The following is a 15,266-nucleotide window of genomic DNA, read 5'->3' as shown; positions in this document are numbered from 1 at the left end:
ACCGTTGCTGTTACTAGGTTTTTACCCTGTTTTGTGCAAGGTTTTACGATAAATATGTTCGCAAAAAAAAACTCACTCCGTACAATGAGCTAAGAAAAAAGAGTAACCCCAAAGGGTCGAGAATGAATAAATTTGATGTTGTTGTGGTCGGTGGTGGAATGGTCGGTGCTGCTGCTGCCTTGGGTTTTGCAAAGCAAGGACGACGAGTGGCGTTAGTCGAAGGTTACGCTCCGCAGCCATTTTCGTCAGAGCAACCGATGGATGTCCGGATTTCAGCCATCTCGCAAACCTCTGTGGACTTATTGCAGTCGTTAGGCGCTTGGCCAGCGATTGCACAAAAGCGTCTCTGTCCCTATCGTCGTTTAGAAACCTGGGAGCATCCAGAGTGTCGCACACGTTTTTCGAGCGATTCGCTAGGGTTAGCACAACTGGGTTTTATGGTTGAAAACCGAATTCTTCAATTGGGATTATGGGAGCAGTTTGCGCTTTATCCTCATTTGACACTATTTTGCCCCGATCAACTCAGTCATATTGATTTTAGTTCTGAGCTCAAAGCGATCACTTTACAATCGGGTCAGGTTTTGCATAGCCAATGGATTATTGGGGCCGATGGCGCTCAATCACTAGTGAGAAAGATGGCACACATTGGTATCACGGCTTGGGATTATCGTCAGCACTGTATGTTGATCAACGTGGCGACTGAAAAACCACAACAAGATATTACTTGGCAACAGTTTTTTCCTTCTGGGCCGCGATCTTTTTTACCGTTAACGGGTCATCAGGCTTCACTGGTGTGGTATGACTCACCGCAACGGATTAAGCGACTGGCGAATTTGTCATTAAGTCAACTTAGAAAAGCGATCCTTAGCCATTTTCCACAAGAGCTGGGTGATATTGAAGTGTTGCAGCATGGTCATTTTCCACTCACTCGTCGTCATGCTCAGTGTTACGTGAAGCAGGGGTGTATTTTAGTTGGCGATGCTGCACACACGATTAATCCTCTTGCCGGACAGGGGGTGAATCTCGGTTTTAAAGATGTTTCTGTATTATTAGCAGTAACAAAAGACGTTTCAGTGTTTACTGATACTCATTTTTTACAGTATCAGCGTCAGCGTCGTCCTGATAACTTGTTGATGCAAACTGGGATGGATATTTTTTATAAAACCTTCAGTAACAATAAGTTACCTCTAAAAGTAATGCGCAATGCTTTATTGAAAGGGGCGGATCATACGGGGCCGATTAAGCAGCAGGTATTACGTTACGCGCTTGGTTTGTAAGTGGATAGAATGGCTAGCCACAAAAAAACGCTGCCATAGTAGCAGCGTTTTTCAGTCTTGAGTGTAATTTAGCGATAAATCGCTTATTTAGTTACTCGAAGTACTGGAGTTTCACCAACTGTCACAGAACCTGACAACTTGCTCAGTTCTTTAATCTCATCCATATTAGAGATAACAACCGGAGTCAGTGTTGATTTGGCTTTTTCTTCTAGCAAAGCAAGATCGAACTCAATAATTGTGTCGCCCACTTTTACTGATTGGCCTTCTTGAGCGATACGCTTAAAGCCTTCGCCTTTCAATTCAACGGTATCAATACCGAAGTGAACAAACAGCTCAACGCCATCATCAGATTCAATCGAGAATGCGTGATTCGTTTCGAAGATTTTACCGATAGTCCCGTTTACTGGAGCAACCATCTTGTTACCCGCAGGTTTAATCGCAATACCATCACCAACGATTTTCTCGGCAAACACGACATCTGGCACATCTTCAATGTTTACAATTTCACCAGAAAGCGGTGCAATAATTTCAATTGCACTTGCGTCAGCGCTGTCATCAGAGACTAGCTTTTTAAGTTTGTCAAACAGACCCATTGTGTCATGCTCCTAACGTTTCAAATTTATTCTATACCAGTATAGTATACCAATCCCAAACAATAGACGACTATTTTTATATCCTTCAAGGAGTTTGCTAATCGTCACCTATTGTAGGGGGTTGATAACTTATTGGCACTTCTCGGTGATGAACTTTTCTACACACGCTTCAATTTCAGCGGCAGTCGGTAATGACAGCGCATATTCAGCCATGGCTTTAACTTCTGCGAAATTGGTGTTGCGAATCACTTTTTTTACTTTAGGGATAGAAATACCACTCATCGAGAATTCATCTAAACCCATACCAAGTAATAGTAGTGTCGCTCGCTCATCTCCTGCAAGCTCACCACACATTCCGGTCCATTTGCCTTCGGCATGAGAGGCATCAATCACCTGTTTAATTACCGTTAAAACCGCTGGTGATAATGGGTTGTAGAGGTGAGAAATCATTTCGTTACCACGGTCGACTGCTAGAGTATATTGGGTCAAATCGTTGGTACCAATCGAGAAGAAGGCCACTTCTTTGGCTAAATGATGAGCGATAGCGGCCGCTGCTGGTGTCTCTACCATTACACCAATTTCGATGTTTTCGTCGAATGCTAGCCCTTCGCTGCGTAGCTCAGCTTTATATTCTTCGATGGCTTTTTTTAGTTCACGGATTTCTTCAACTGAAATGATCATTGGGAACATGATGCGCAATGTGCCGTGTGCTGACGCGCGTAAAATGCCACGTAATTGATCGCGTAGAATATCACGGCGGTCTAGGCTAATACGGATTGCTCGCCAACCCAAAAATGGGTTCATTTCTTTTGGTAAATCCATGTAAGGTAAATCTTTGTCACCGCCAATATCCATGGTGCGGATAATGACCGATTGGCCTTTCATGGCTTCGGCTACTTGCTTATAAGCTTGATACTGTTCTTCTTCGGTAGGCAGAGCGTCACGGTCCATAAATAAGAACTCGGTACGATACAGACCAACACCTTCTCCGCCATTACGGATGATGCCATCACAATCTTTTACGGTACCAATGTTGCCGCACACTTCAACACTATGTCCATCAAGGGTTTGTGCTGGAAGGTCTTTTAATTTGGCAAGCTCTTCTTTTTCTGCAAAGAAGGCGTGTTGAACTTGTTTGGCTTGCTCAAGTTCGGCTTCGGTTGGATTAACAAAAATTTTGTTGTTAATCGCGTCGATGACTAGCATGTCACCATTTTTTACTTGTTTGGTAATGTTATTGGTTCCCACAATGGCAGGCAGTTCTAGCGAGCGAGCCATGATTGAGGTATGTGAGGTGCGGCCACCAATGTCACAAGCAAAACCAAGCACGTAGTCAAGATTGATTTGTGCGGTTTCTGAAGGGGTTAGATCGTAAGCAACCAAGATAACTTCTTGATTAATATCGCTGAGTGACACGATGTTAATGCCGAGCGCATTTTTTACAAAACGGGTGCCGATGTCACGAATATCGGTCGCTCGCTCTTTCAAATATTCATCATCGAGCGATTCAAGAGCAGCGGCTTGCTCTTCAATCACGGTATAAATTGCGTTATCTGCTGATAATTTATCATTTTTGATGAGGGCTAAAATTTCGTCTTCTAGCTCTTCATCTTCAAGTAGCATGATATGGCCTTCGAAGATGGCTTCTTTCTCTTCACCAAAGGTTTCAAGCGCTTTTTGTTTAATGACGGTGAGCTGCGCTGATGATTTTGCGCGCGCGTCGTAAAAACGCTCAATTTCTGCTGCTACCTCTGCGTCAGAGATGGTGTTTGTGTTTAGGACTATTTCATCTTCTTGAAGTAGTAGTGCTTTACCGATAGCAATACCTGGAGATGCTAGGATGCCTGAAATCATAGCCTTACCTTAAATTGGTCAACTGTAAACGGGAGAATATAGACGATGCATCAACAATAATATGTAGTTTATTGTTGATCATATTTCAAATAAGGCCATTTTGTCGTTCAAACAAAATGACCTTTATTTAAAATAGAGAGCGTCGATTAGTGAAGTTGGTCCATTAGGGCAACTAGGTGATCAACGGCTTCTTTTGCTTGAGGGCCTTCAGCCGAGATAGAGACCACTGTGCCTTTAACTAGGCCAAGGGTTTGTAGTTTAAATAAGCTTTTAGCGCTGGCGCTTTTACCGTTTGAAGTCACAGTAATATCAGCATCGAATGCTTTTGCTTCTTTAACAAACTGTGCAGCTGGACGAGTATGAAGACCATTTTCTGCAGTGATTTCTACTTGCTTCTCGTACATGTGTTATACCCCAATTAATGTAGTTTTTGTAAGTTGTTCACTTAGATAAGCTTAACCTTTACTGCCCATTTCTGCTAGCAGAGTAACGGGATTTTCGTGGTAGCGCTTATTTCAGTTTAAAACAATCAGCGGCTGAGGTAGAGTTTTACCAGAAATCAGCCCTGACTTTAATCTTGCCTGCTTCTTTATTTTGAAGCTAGAAATAAAACATCCCGATATTACCAAAGGTGGGGCTAGGATCAACAAAAAAGCCCCTGCATGGGGCTTTTTTAAACGAAAATTTGATTTAACCACCTATTACTGTTGGTTTTCTTTCTCAGTAAAAATACCAGCAAAGAGTGCTGTGCTAAGGTAACGTTCTCCTGAGCTTGGTAGCACTGTAACAATGGTTTTTCCAGCAAATTCAGGGAGTTCAGCTAGGCGGTTAGCCGCGACAACAGCTGCTCCTGAAGAGATTCCGGCTAAAATGCCTTCTTCTTCCATTAAGCGGCGAGCCATATCGATAGCTTCATCAGACGTTACAGTTTCTACACGGTCAATCAGTTCTAAATCTAAGTTGCCTGGAATAAAGCCAGCTCCAATGCCTTGGATTTTGTGCGGTGCAGGTTTAATGTCTTCTCCTGCCAAGGCTTGACTAATCACTGGTGATTCAGCTGGTTCTACGGCGACAGAAATGATCGCTTTACCTTTTTCACCCTTAATATAACGGCTTGTTCCGGTGAGAGTACCACCAGTACCCACCCCAGCAACGAAGACATCAATTTGACCATCGGTGGCTTGCCAGATCTCAGGGCCTGTAGTTTTTTCGTGAATAGCAGGGTTGGCCGGGTTATCGAATTGTTGAAGCAGTAAGTATTTACTTGGGTTGCTGGCGACGATTTCTTCTGCTTTGGCAATAGCGCCTTTCATGCCTTTTGCCGCTTCAGTCAATTCAAGGTTAGCACCAAGCGCTTTGAGTAGTTTACGACGTTCAAGGCTCATTGATTCTGGCATGGTTAAAGTCAATTTGTAACCACGGGCCGCAGCAACAAAAGCTAAAGCAACCCCAGTGTTGCCGCTGGTTGGTTCGACTAGCTCAATCCCTTCTTTTAGTTTGCCTTGTTTTTCCGCTTCCCAAATCATGTTAGCGCCAATACGACATTTAACACTGAAGCTTGGGTTACGCGCTTCAATTTTGGCTAATACACGACCGTTACTGACTTTGTTTAGGCGAACCAGTGGCGTGTTACCGATAGTCAGAGAGTTATCTTCGTAAATTTTACTCATTGTGCTGTCCCTTTATTACGCATTGGTCAATCGTTGATGCGTTGCTACAAATTGGTTGATACTGGTCAAGAATAGAGATTCGATAGAAAAGTAAAAGGATTAAAAAGTTATAACTTATTAGCGATTTATCAGATGGCTTTATTCTCTTCGCTTATAGCCTTACGTTATTCATTTCATTATTTAGGTCGTTAATCTATTTGGTGGATATAGTCTTGCTGGCAGAGGCCGAGTGGTTGGTGTGAGAATATTTAAACTCACCAACCCACATGGCGGTAGCTCCGCATACTGCAATTGGCATAATAAAAAGATTTACGACAGGGATCGTGGTTAATAGCGCGACTACCATGCCAAAGCCATAGGTTTTACCTGGTTTCTGTTTTAATTGCTTACGCATCACGTTAAAGTCCACTTTATGGTTATCAAAGGAATAATCACAGTATTGGATGGCGAGTATCCAAGCGGTGAATAAAAACCAGATAACAGGCCCTAGCGTTTGTCCCAAACCAGGAATGAGTAACAATAGGAAAAGTCCTAGTGCGCGAGGAATAACGTAAAGGAGTTTTTGTCCCTCACGAAGAAGAATGCGTGGCGTGTCCTTGAGTACAGAGAATAAGCTAAGATCGCTTTCGATTTCTCCGGTTATTTTTTGCTCGACCTTTTCGGCCAATAGGCCATGAAAAGGCGAAGCAATAAAATTAGCTAGCGTGCTGAAAAAATAGGAAAAAGTACCGAGGATAGTGATAGTGAGCAATGGCCAAAGTAGGTAATATAGCCAAGATAAAAAACTGGGTAGAGCGTTAAGCCACTGGTTTATCCAATCGTTAAGGTGAGTAAAAAGGTAATATAAAGCCGTTCCAACCAACAGTAAGTTGATGATCAGTGGGAGTAAAGTAAAGCGACGGATGCCCGGTGAAAAAGCCAGATGAACACCATCAAAAAAATAATCTAATCCAGAACGTGGGGACATGATGTCTTCCGATATGAACGTAAAAAGCAGAATTTAGATTGTAACTGAAGCTTACAATAATAAAAATGCGCTTGTAGACGTAACTTCTAACATTAAGTTGTTCTAAATCAGGGGTAACTTTTGGTAAAGTAACCTTATAGTTCGATACACCCCACTTTGGCAGACGTTCAACATAGGCGTTAAAGCTCAGAACATCAACACCGAAACACTGAGAGTTTAAGATGCAGGAATTGCGATTCGTACTCATTATTGTTGGCGGGCTAGCGATAGCCGCTTTATTGTTTCATGGTCTTTGGACCAGTAAAAAGGAAGGGAAGTCGAAGTTTGGCGATAAGCCGCTCGGGCGTATCAATGTTGAACGTCAAGATAAGAAGGCGGTAAAAGAGGCGAAAGTGACGTCGAATGACGAAGTCACTCGCCCTGATCGCCGAGAGCCCGATTTTGGTTTAACCAGTCATGAAATTGATCCTTTAATTGCTGATTATGATTTACAAGAGAATAGTGACGCAGCACAAAGCGTTTTGAGTCATGATCTCAACACTATCTCGGAACAGGCAATAGTTGAACCAAACGTTGATTTTGACGAGGAACGTCGTCTTGATACGTCGGTAGTTGAAGACTCATCTGAAGCCATTACCTCTACTCAAAATGAAATCCCAGAAGAAGAGCCTGAAATGCAGGTGATTGTGCTTAATGTACATTGCGCAGGTGCTGAGCCTTTTGTGGGTAGTAAATTGTTTGATAGCTTCCAACAAAATGGATTGCTGTATGGTGAGCTGGACATCTATCACCGTCATGCTGATTTATCGGGAACGGGAAAAGTTTTGTTTAGTGTGGCTAATATGTTACAGCCGGGAACATTAAAACATGATGATCCAGCGGAATTTACCACCAAAGGTATCTCTTTCTTTATGACCTTACCTTGTTACGGTGATGCTGAGCAAAACTTTAAGTTAATGCTCAAAACGGCCCAACAAATTGCTGATGATATGGGTGCTAACGTTTTAGATGATGCGCGCAACTTGATGACCCCCAATCGGCTGGCTGAATATCGTAAACAAATTCAACAGTTCAAGCTTAAACAGAAATAATTAACCTATCTTAAGGCTCCGACCGGAGCCTTTTTTCATGATCCGAGAGAATAACAATGCAACGCGTAGAGCAAAGATTACAAGAGTTACGGCAGATCCTGAATGAACATGCGATACGTTATTACGTGGAAGATGCCCCAACCATTCCAGATGCTGAATATGATCGGTTGATGCAGGAGTTATTAGAAATTGAAGCGCAATATCCACAGTGGATAAGCGAAGATTCTCCTAGTCAGCGTGTTGGCGGAGCGCCGTTATCGAGTTTCGAAGCCGTTACTCATGAAAGACCGATGTTATCGTTAGATAATGCCTTTGCTGATAGTGAGTTGGATAACTTTTTTCGTCGTATCGGTGAGCGAGTTGCTGCCACTCAGCATACTCGTTTTTGTTGTGAGCCTAAATTGGATGGGTTAGCCGTTAGCTTATTGTATGTGGATGGTCGATTGACTCAAGCTGCGACTCGTGGCGATGGTACGACAGGTGAGAACATCACTGAAAATGTACGTACCATCAAATCGATCCCACTTAAACTCTCTGGCACTGGATGGCCTTCACGGATTGAAGTTCGAGGTGAAGTGTTTATGCCTAAAGAGGGTTTTGAGCGGATGAACGCTCAAGCACTGAAAAAAGGTCAAAAGGTGTTTGTTAACCCACGTAATGCGGCGGCTGGGAGTTTGCGCCAACTGGATTCTCGTATTACCGCTAAGCGTCCTTTAGCTTTTTATGCTTACAGTGTTGGTGTGGTTGAAGGTGCTGAGTTATCGACCAGTCATTATGAACGTTTTTTACAGTTAAAAAGCTGGGGGCTTCCGGTTAGTCCTGAGACGCAGCGGGTAGAAAACGCGGCGCAAGTTAAAGATTACTATCAAACTATCATGGCAAAACGAGCGGATTTGCCTTACGAAATTGATGGTGTGGTAATTAAAGTTGATGATATTGCACTGCAAGAGAAATTGGGATTTGTTGCTCGGGCTCCTCGCTGGGCGATTGCTTATAAGTTCCCAGCTCAAGAGGAAATGACTCGCTTAAATGAAGTTGAATTTCAAGTAGGAAGAACCGGAGCCATCACGCCTGTTGCTAAGTTAGAACCGATATTTGTCGGCGGTGTGACAGTCAGCAATGCGACGTTACATAACGCGGATGAGATCGAGCGATTAGGCGTCATGGTTGGTGACACAGTGATTGTTCGTCGTGCTGGGGACGTGATCCCACAAATTGTTTCCGTCGTGTTAGAACGTCGCCCCCAGGAGGCTCAACCGATAATTTTCCCTAGTCATTGTCCAGTTTGTCAATCTGATGTAGAGCGAGTTGAGGGCGAAGCGGTTGCTCGCTGTACTGGCGGCTTAGTATGTCAAGCACAACGTAAAGAAGCGTTAAAGCACTTTGTATCACGCAAAGCAATGGATGTAGACGGTTTAGGCGATAAAGTCATTGAGCAGCTCGTTGAGCGAGAAATGGTCGAAACGCCAGCCGATTTATTTAAACTCCGAGCAGGTGAGTTAACGGTATTAGATAGAATGGGCCCTAAATCTGCTCAAAATATCACTCAGGCACTAATTAACGCTAAGCATACGACCTTAGCACGATTTTTATATGCCCTAGGTATCCGTGAAGTTGGCGAAGCTACAGCGATGAATCTGGCTCAACATTTTTGTACTTTGGAAGCGATCAGCCAAGCGTCTATAGAACAATTAATTGAAGTTCAAGATGTAGGAGTGATTGTGGCGAGCCATGTGCATGCTTTCTTTAGTCAGGAAAAGAATCAACGTGTTGTGCAAGAACTAAGAGATTTAGGCGTAACTTGGCCTGATATTGAGCCTCAAGATGCTGCAAAACCACAACCTCTGGCTGGGAAAACGGTGGTATTAACGGGATCTCTGGTTCAATTATCACGCAATGAAGCTAAAGCGGCTTTACAAAGCTTAGGGGCCAAAGTGACTGGTAGTGTATCAAAAAACACCGATATGCTGTTTGCGGGCGAGGCGGCAGGATCTAAATTAGTTAAGGCTCAAGAGCTGGGAATCGAGATATTTTCTGAGCAAGATTTGTTGGATCTCCTCTCCTAACGATTTTAAATGCTAACGACAACCCTTAGCCACTTGATCAATGACTAAGGGTTTTTTATTGCCCAAAATAACTTAATTTATAAGGAGAAATTAGTGAGATTGAATGTAACTATTTTGTCACTTTCTATTTTTGAGCAATGCGACCTACTTCAATTATTTAATTATTTTTATTTTTAAGTCATTGTTAATTAAATTATTTTTTTATTTATTGTTTAATGTGTTAATTATTCGATCTGGATCACTTACTCGCTTAAAATTTGTTATGGCTCATATTTTTTTAGTTAAAAATTAAGATCTGATTGATGTTTTACCCTATCCAGATAGTCTTAATGCATGGATACACAATGTGTATGCAGATAGTGATGAGAGATAGTACTTATTCTCATACAAGGAAAAGCTTTCTCCCTTCGGCGGCCAACTTTTGGGGGAAAACATAAAAACAGCTATATCCATTTTTAGGAGTTTTCCATGGACAAATATTTTAAACCTTCCTTAGTCGGTGCAGCAGTTGCAACAATGCTTGCATCTGGTATCGCATTTAATGTTTCTGCAGCAGATAACTATGAGGTCTATGGCGTTATCGCATTACAAGCCGCTTACCGAGATTACGATGCTGGTAATAAAGAAACGGATGATAAGTTAGGAGGCTCTCAGCTTAATAATGAGTCTCGAATTGGTTTCCGTGGTGAGAAAGACTTCAAAAATATTGAATCAACTTTTATTTGGCAAATTGAGGCTGGATATGTTGATCCGTCGTTCTCTGATCCGGGTTCTGAACTAGGTGCTCGTGATACCTTTGTTGGTTTTAAACATGATAGTTATGGTACTGTTCGTTTAGGTCGAGTTTTGTCACCTCTTTACGAATTGGTGGACTGGCCTGCATCTAACCCTGGTTTAGGTGATGTATACGACTGGGGTGGTGCTATCGGTGGCACTAAGCACCAAGACCGTGCTTCAAATACTATTCGTTGGGATACACCAACATTTGCAGATAGCCTATCTTTTAATCTAGCCTATGGTATGGCCGGTAAAGATGGCGCACAGAAAGGCGATGGTAAAGATTATTGGATAGGTGCCGCGGCGCATTATAAAGTTTCTGTTTTCCAATTTGATTTAGCTTATGAAGGTAACCGCGACGTAGCAAAAGAAAGCACTGAATGGGATAATGATGCCTATCTATTTGGTGTTCAAGGATGGTTTGATAATGGACTTTCCTTCTATGCGCAATATAAGATGATGGAAGCGAAACCTGTCGCTGGTGATAAAGAGAAACAAAATGCGTATTCAGCCGGTTTAGCTTATACGACAGGTGATTGGCAGTTTAAGCTAGGTTATGCCAAAAATGATGAGCTAAAAGTCGGCGGTAGTAAGTTAAAAGGCTCCGATGATGATGTGCTCTCTGTGCAAGCGCTATATTTCGTAGACCCGTCAGCTGTACTATATGCACGAGCTCGTACTCTTGATTTTGGTAACTCATATAATGGTCGCTGGAAATCAGCGGATTATGATGAATACTCTGTAGGTGTAGAATACTACTTCTAAGCGAAGCTAGATTATTGAGCTGTAGAGTATAAGGCGAGCTTTGGCTCGCCATTTCATTTTAAGGATGTCCTATGAAAATTTTACCTATTAGTTTACTTATTTCATTATTGAGTATTTCGTTTAACGGATATGCGGTAATTAATGTTAATTTTGATCGTGATATTCAATTGTTGGCCGTAAATGGTGAATCAGAAGGTGTTAGTTTTGGGCATCGAGCTGAATTGACTTTAGAGCCAGGTGAACATCAGTTACTTGTACGAACTGAGCGAATAATTCAGATGTCAGGCAAGCAAAATAAATATAAATCTCCACTCATGGTATTAAAAGTGGTTGGCGATTCTGGAGTCGTTAACTTAGCATCAGCAATGACTATTCGGGATGAAAGCAATGCTAGGGAATTTGATCGTTATCCGAGTTTAAATGTAGAAATCACCCAAGGAGATCTTATTATTACTCAAGATTTTATACCTGGTCGTTCATTTTCTTTTATGGGAGATTACACGAAACAACTTCGTCAATTTAATCGCTCGGGGAGTAAAGCTGCGATAAACGATTTATCGATGATTAGTCCTACGGTACACCCTAAATCATTAGTAAAAGAGACTCCAATTGATATAGATAAATTAAAAGAGATTCAAAAAATTTATCTTGAGCTAGATGAAAAGCAACAGAAATCTTTCTTATCTTGGGCAGTAAGCCAATAATTAAAAATATGATGAATATTAGCCAAGTTGCTAAATTAACAGGATTAAGTGCTAAATCGATTCGTTTATATGAAGAGAAAGGTCTGATCACTGTGCCATTACGATCTGCAAGTGGTTACCGAACTTACACACCACAGCATGTCGATGATTTATTATTAATTGCTCGCTGTCGGCGAGTAGGTTTTAGTCTGGATGAGTGTAAAGCTATGCTCACACTGGCCAATGATCCACAGCGCACGCGCGCAGCGGTGCGTGCGCGAGCACAAGAAAAGTTGCAGGAAGTCTCGAGTAAACTGACTGAACTCACCTTGATTAAGCGGCAGCTTGAAGAGTGGATTGCATCTTGTCCCGGTGATGAAGGACATGATTGTCCGATCATTAAAGAATTGAAGGGTTCTTGTAAAGATGTTGACGATAAGAGCACGTAGATTTTTATCGTTTTCTACGGTCTACTTCTGACTTGAAGCTGCAGCAGCATAGGCTACGTTGATTTATCTTAATTAATACAGTGAGTCTATCTTCATATAGAGAGTGTGAGAGTTATTCTTAGCTCTCACTCAAAGTAGCTACTTATTTTTCTAAAGGCTGATAAGGTTTAATTTTAAGCGTAATACCATCAAGAGCAACAACCTCTACCATACACTGAGCCGCAATATCTTGGTCACTGATTGCTGACCACGTGCTATCACCTAATTGTAATCGAGTGACCACCTGCGCTTTTACGGGTTCAGTGAGCAATAGGCGTCGCCCAATCAATTGCTTTTCTTTTTGATTCAGCGAACGTTGAGCATCACTATTTCGATCAGCTTTAAACTGGCGACGCCACCAAAGCCAAGTAGTTAATAGTACAAAGCTGGCAAACGTCATCCACTGTAACTGCCAACCTATCGGGATTAGCAGCATAACTAGGCCAACCAAAAGAGCAGACAGACCAAGCCATAAGAAATAGCCTGCTGTTCCTAACAGTTCGACAGCCAATAAGGCTAGCCCTAAGGCTAACCAATGCCAGTAATTAAATTGAGCGAGCCATTCAATCAAGCGTTATCCCTTTTTCTCTGCTGAATGTTTGAACATTTCTGCGACCCCAGCAATAGACCCCATCAAGCCGGTTGCTTCCAGTGGCAGCATAATGATTTTGCTATTTTCTGCTTGGCCAATAGATTTTAGAGCATCGGTATAGCCTTGAGCAATAAAGTAATTGACGGCTTGCATATCCCCTTTCGCAATGGCTTCAGAAACCATGCTAGTGGCTTTCGCTTCTGCTTCTGCGGCGCGTTCACGAGCCTCTGCTTGTAATATTGCAGCCTGCTTATCACCTTCGGCTTTAAGAATTTCAGACTGTTTTTGACCTTCGGCGCGTAAAATTTGTGCTTGGCGAATCCCTTCTGCTTCGAGAACTTCTGCACGTTTATTCCGTTCGGCTTTCATTTGCGCGTTCATTGCAGCAGTAAGATCAGCTGGTGGTTGAACATCTTTGATTTCAATACGAGTAATTTTTACGCCCCAAGGACTGGTTGCTTGATCAATGATAGTTAATAACTTGGTATTAATCATGTCACGCTGACTGAGCATTTCATCCAGTTCCATAGAACCAAGTACTGTCCGCATATTGGTTAATGTGAGGTTACGAATGGCGTGCTCTAAATCTGTTACTTCATAAGCGGCTTTGGCTGCATCAATAACCTGAACAAAACAGACGGCATCGATGACGACACTAGCGTTGTCTTTGCTGATCACTTCTTGAGCTGGAATGTCGAGAACACGCTCCATCATATTGATGCGTCTACCGACTTTATCAACAAATGGAACAATAATGTTTAAGCCGGGACGGAGTGTATGGGTGTAACGACCGAAACGTTCTACGGTCCAGTTGTTACCTTGAGTGACGGTTTTTACTGCCGACATAATAAATACAATGGCGACGAAGACAAATATGCCGATTGTAATCAATGAATCAATAGCCATGACGTTCCCTTTGAGTTATAGAACTTGCGACAACGTTTTTACGTTGCTTAAGTGCCAATATAAAAATTCCCAAATCATTGTCTATCAGAACACTGGAATAGGCAATCATTAGCATTAAAAACTAGAGGCTAATGAGAGCTGACTGATTAATGACGAGAGGAGAGACGCAAGATAAAAGAGTAAAAATAAATGATAAATTTAACGCTATCTTTTACTAAAGATAGCGTTATCGGCTGGGTTAAGATATCAATAAAGTTGAGAATAAAGCAGTCGACGATAACGAGCCGCAGTTGGATTACCTTGACCTAAAGCACTTAGAATATCCATAAATGTCTTTTTCATTTCACCATCTAATAGTGTTAAATCACGTTCTAAAAAGCGCCAGAGTAGTTCTAGTGCATCTTCATCACGTTGGACTTGATGGTATTGAGAGGCCAATTCATTAGCAATAGTCGCATTGGTACTATCTTGCGCTAACACTTCTTCTAGCTCTTTAATCGCTGGGCTTTCTGCGGCTTGTTCATACAATTCAATTTGTGCCAACAAACGTTTGTAATCGCTTTGCTGATATTGCATAGGGACGCTATCTAGCAACGTTTTGGCTTCGGCAAAACGACGAGTGGCAATAAAGCAGTCCGCTAATGCTAGCTTAACTTCACCTTGGTTTTGCCAAGTTTCACTGAGCTCGAGGAGTAACGGTAACGCTTGTGTATAGTCTTGCTGCTTAACGAGTTGTAATGCTTGTTGAACCGTACGCTCTTCTTGGCTAGGTAAGTGTTTATCGAGCATGTCGATGATGGCACTAAGCGGCTGTGGTCCACCTAATCCATCCACCGGTTGGCCATTAATAAATAATGCAATGGTTGGTAGTGCCTGAATACCAAATTGAGCCGCGATATGCTGCTCTTGCTGGCAATTTAAGGTAGCTAATTGGAAGGCGCCAGCGTATTGCTGGGCAAGTTGTTGTAGCTCTGGGAGTAGTTGAGCACTTTCATCACTGATGGGAGCCCAAAAATAAAATAATACAGGTTGATGAGCTGAATTGGCCAGTATTTCCTGAAAATTGTGTGCAGAGACATCACTATGATGATTAGGGAGCATGATCATTCCTTATTGCATGGAGGCATTGTTAAACAAATGGGGGGTAAAGAAGCAAAACTCAAGACTGGTGAATAACATGAAAGATGAAGCATTTCTTTAGGTCGTGCAAAAAAACCACCGAAGTGGTTTTTTGTCAAAACAGCAAGCAAAGGTGTTAAAAAAGAATTAGCAGTGCCAAAACAATCATGACACCGAGCCAATTCCATTGATTTAATGTCATTTGGGTCATACTCAATGCCTTTCCTAAATGATGATTGCAGAGAATATCAATCCATCATTCAGAATATGTTTAGAAGGAGGTGCTCAGTACTGAGGAATCCCCTAATGATTTTGATAAAAATCATCAAGTTAAGGTAGATACACATCTTGTCGTATGATCAAATGGTTTCGCCAAAAATCAATAACCAGACAACAAGATGTGCGAACTCGATATTTT

14 protein-coding genes are annotated in these 15,266 nt (G+C 42.1%); 6 read left to right on the top strand and 8 right to left on the bottom strand.

The window, feature by feature from the left end; genetic code table 11:
• Positions 1-122 precede the first annotated feature (122 nt).
• On the top strand, positions 123-1,277 hold the full coding sequence (locus AACS00_RS00070) for a 2-octaprenyl-3-methyl-6-methoxy-1,4-benzoquinol hydroxylase (protein ID WP_110168098.1): 1,155 nt from the start codon (positions 123-125) through the stop codon (positions 1,275-1,277).
• 83 nt (positions 1,278-1,360) lie between these two features.
• On the opposite strand, the gene crr is transcribed toward AACS00_RS00070, so the two are convergent.
• The 5 genes from crr to cysZ all read right to left on the bottom strand — a co-directional run bounded on the left by crr (position 1,361) and on the right by cysZ (position 6,361).
• Positions 1,361-1,870, bottom strand: coding sequence for a PTS glucose transporter subunit IIA (gene crr / locus AACS00_RS00065; RefSeq protein WP_072668639.1), 510 nt, complete (start codon positions 1,868-1,870; stop codon positions 1,361-1,363).
• 129 nt (positions 1,871-1,999) lie between these two features.
• Entirely contained in the window at positions 2,000-3,724 is a 1,725-nt protein-coding gene (gene ptsI / locus AACS00_RS00060) for a phosphoenolpyruvate-protein phosphotransferase PtsI (protein ID WP_110168097.1), read from the bottom strand.
• Between the two features lie 146 nt (positions 3,725-3,870).
• Positions 3,871-4,128 (bottom strand): HPr family phosphocarrier protein, encoded by a 258-nt coding sequence (locus tag AACS00_RS00055; RefSeq protein WP_004395710.1) that lies wholly within the window; start codon positions 4,126-4,128, stop codon positions 3,871-3,873.
• Between the two features lie 297 nt (positions 4,129-4,425).
• Positions 4,426-5,394 carry a cysteine synthase A gene (cysK, locus tag AACS00_RS00050; protein WP_110168096.1) on the bottom strand — a complete coding sequence of 323 codons (969 nt, stop codon included), beginning with the start codon at positions 5,392-5,394 and terminating at the stop codon, positions 4,426-4,428.
• A 193-nt stretch (positions 5,395-5,587) separates the two neighbouring features.
• Positions 5,588-6,361 carry a sulfate transporter CysZ gene (cysZ, locus tag AACS00_RS00045; RefSeq protein ID WP_110168095.1) on the bottom strand — a complete coding sequence of 258 codons (774 nt, stop codon included), beginning with the start codon at positions 6,359-6,361 and terminating at the stop codon, positions 5,588-5,590.
• 221 nt (positions 6,362-6,582) lie between these two features.
• On the opposite strand from cysZ, the gene zipA reads away from it, so the two are divergent.
• The 5 genes from zipA to cueR all read left to right on the top strand — a co-directional run bounded on the left by zipA (position 6,583) and on the right by cueR (position 12,192).
• Positions 6,583-7,452 carry a cell division protein ZipA gene (gene zipA, locus AACS00_RS00040; protein WP_110168094.1) on the top strand — a complete coding sequence of 290 codons (870 nt, stop codon included), beginning with the start codon at positions 6,583-6,585 and terminating at the stop codon, positions 7,450-7,452.
• A gap of 56 nt (positions 7,453-7,508) precedes the next feature.
• Positions 7,509-9,518, top strand: coding sequence for an NAD-dependent DNA ligase LigA (ligA, locus tag AACS00_RS00035; RefSeq protein ID WP_110168093.1), 2,010 nt, complete (start codon positions 7,509-7,511; stop codon positions 9,516-9,518).
• A 468-nt stretch (positions 9,519-9,986) separates the two neighbouring features.
• A complete protein-coding gene (locus tag AACS00_RS00030; protein ID WP_072668632.1) occupies positions 9,987-11,060 on the top strand; it encodes a porin in 1,074 nt (357 codons plus the stop codon).
• 71 nt (positions 11,061-11,131) lie between these two features.
• A complete protein-coding gene (locus tag AACS00_RS00025; protein ID WP_110168092.1) occupies positions 11,132-11,764 on the top strand; it encodes a DUF2057 family protein in 633 nt (210 codons plus the stop codon).
• A gap of 11 nt (positions 11,765-11,775) precedes the next feature.
• A complete protein-coding gene (gene cueR, locus AACS00_RS00020; protein WP_110168149.1) occupies positions 11,776-12,192 on the top strand; it encodes a Cu(I)-responsive transcriptional regulator in 417 nt (138 codons plus the stop codon).
• A gap of 142 nt (positions 12,193-12,334) precedes the next feature.
• Here the strand turns inward: cueR and AACS00_RS00015 are convergent, their stop codons facing one another.
• The 3 genes from AACS00_RS00015 to AACS00_RS00005 form a co-directional block, all read right to left on the bottom strand.
• Entirely contained in the window at positions 12,335-12,802 is a 468-nt protein-coding gene (locus AACS00_RS00015) for an NfeD family protein (RefSeq protein WP_072668630.1), read from the bottom strand.
• A 3-nt stretch (positions 12,803-12,805) separates the two neighbouring features.
• Entirely contained in the window at positions 12,806-13,729 is a 924-nt protein-coding gene (locus AACS00_RS00010) for an SPFH domain-containing protein (protein WP_110168091.1), read from the bottom strand.
• Between the two features lie 246 nt (positions 13,730-13,975).
• Positions 13,976-14,830, bottom strand: a complete 855-nt coding sequence (locus AACS00_RS00005; RefSeq protein ID WP_110168090.1) for a co-chaperone YbbN — start codon at positions 14,828-14,830, stop codon at positions 13,976-13,978.
• Between the last annotated feature and the right edge of the window lie 436 nt (positions 14,831-15,266).

The sequence above is a fragment of the Vibrio sp. 11986-1-5 genome (genome assembly GCF_963878025.1).
Lineage (GTDB): Bacteria > Pseudomonadota > Gammaproteobacteria > Enterobacterales > Vibrionaceae > Vibrio > Vibrio injensis.
This window is presented reverse-complemented; position numbering and strand designations above follow the sequence as displayed.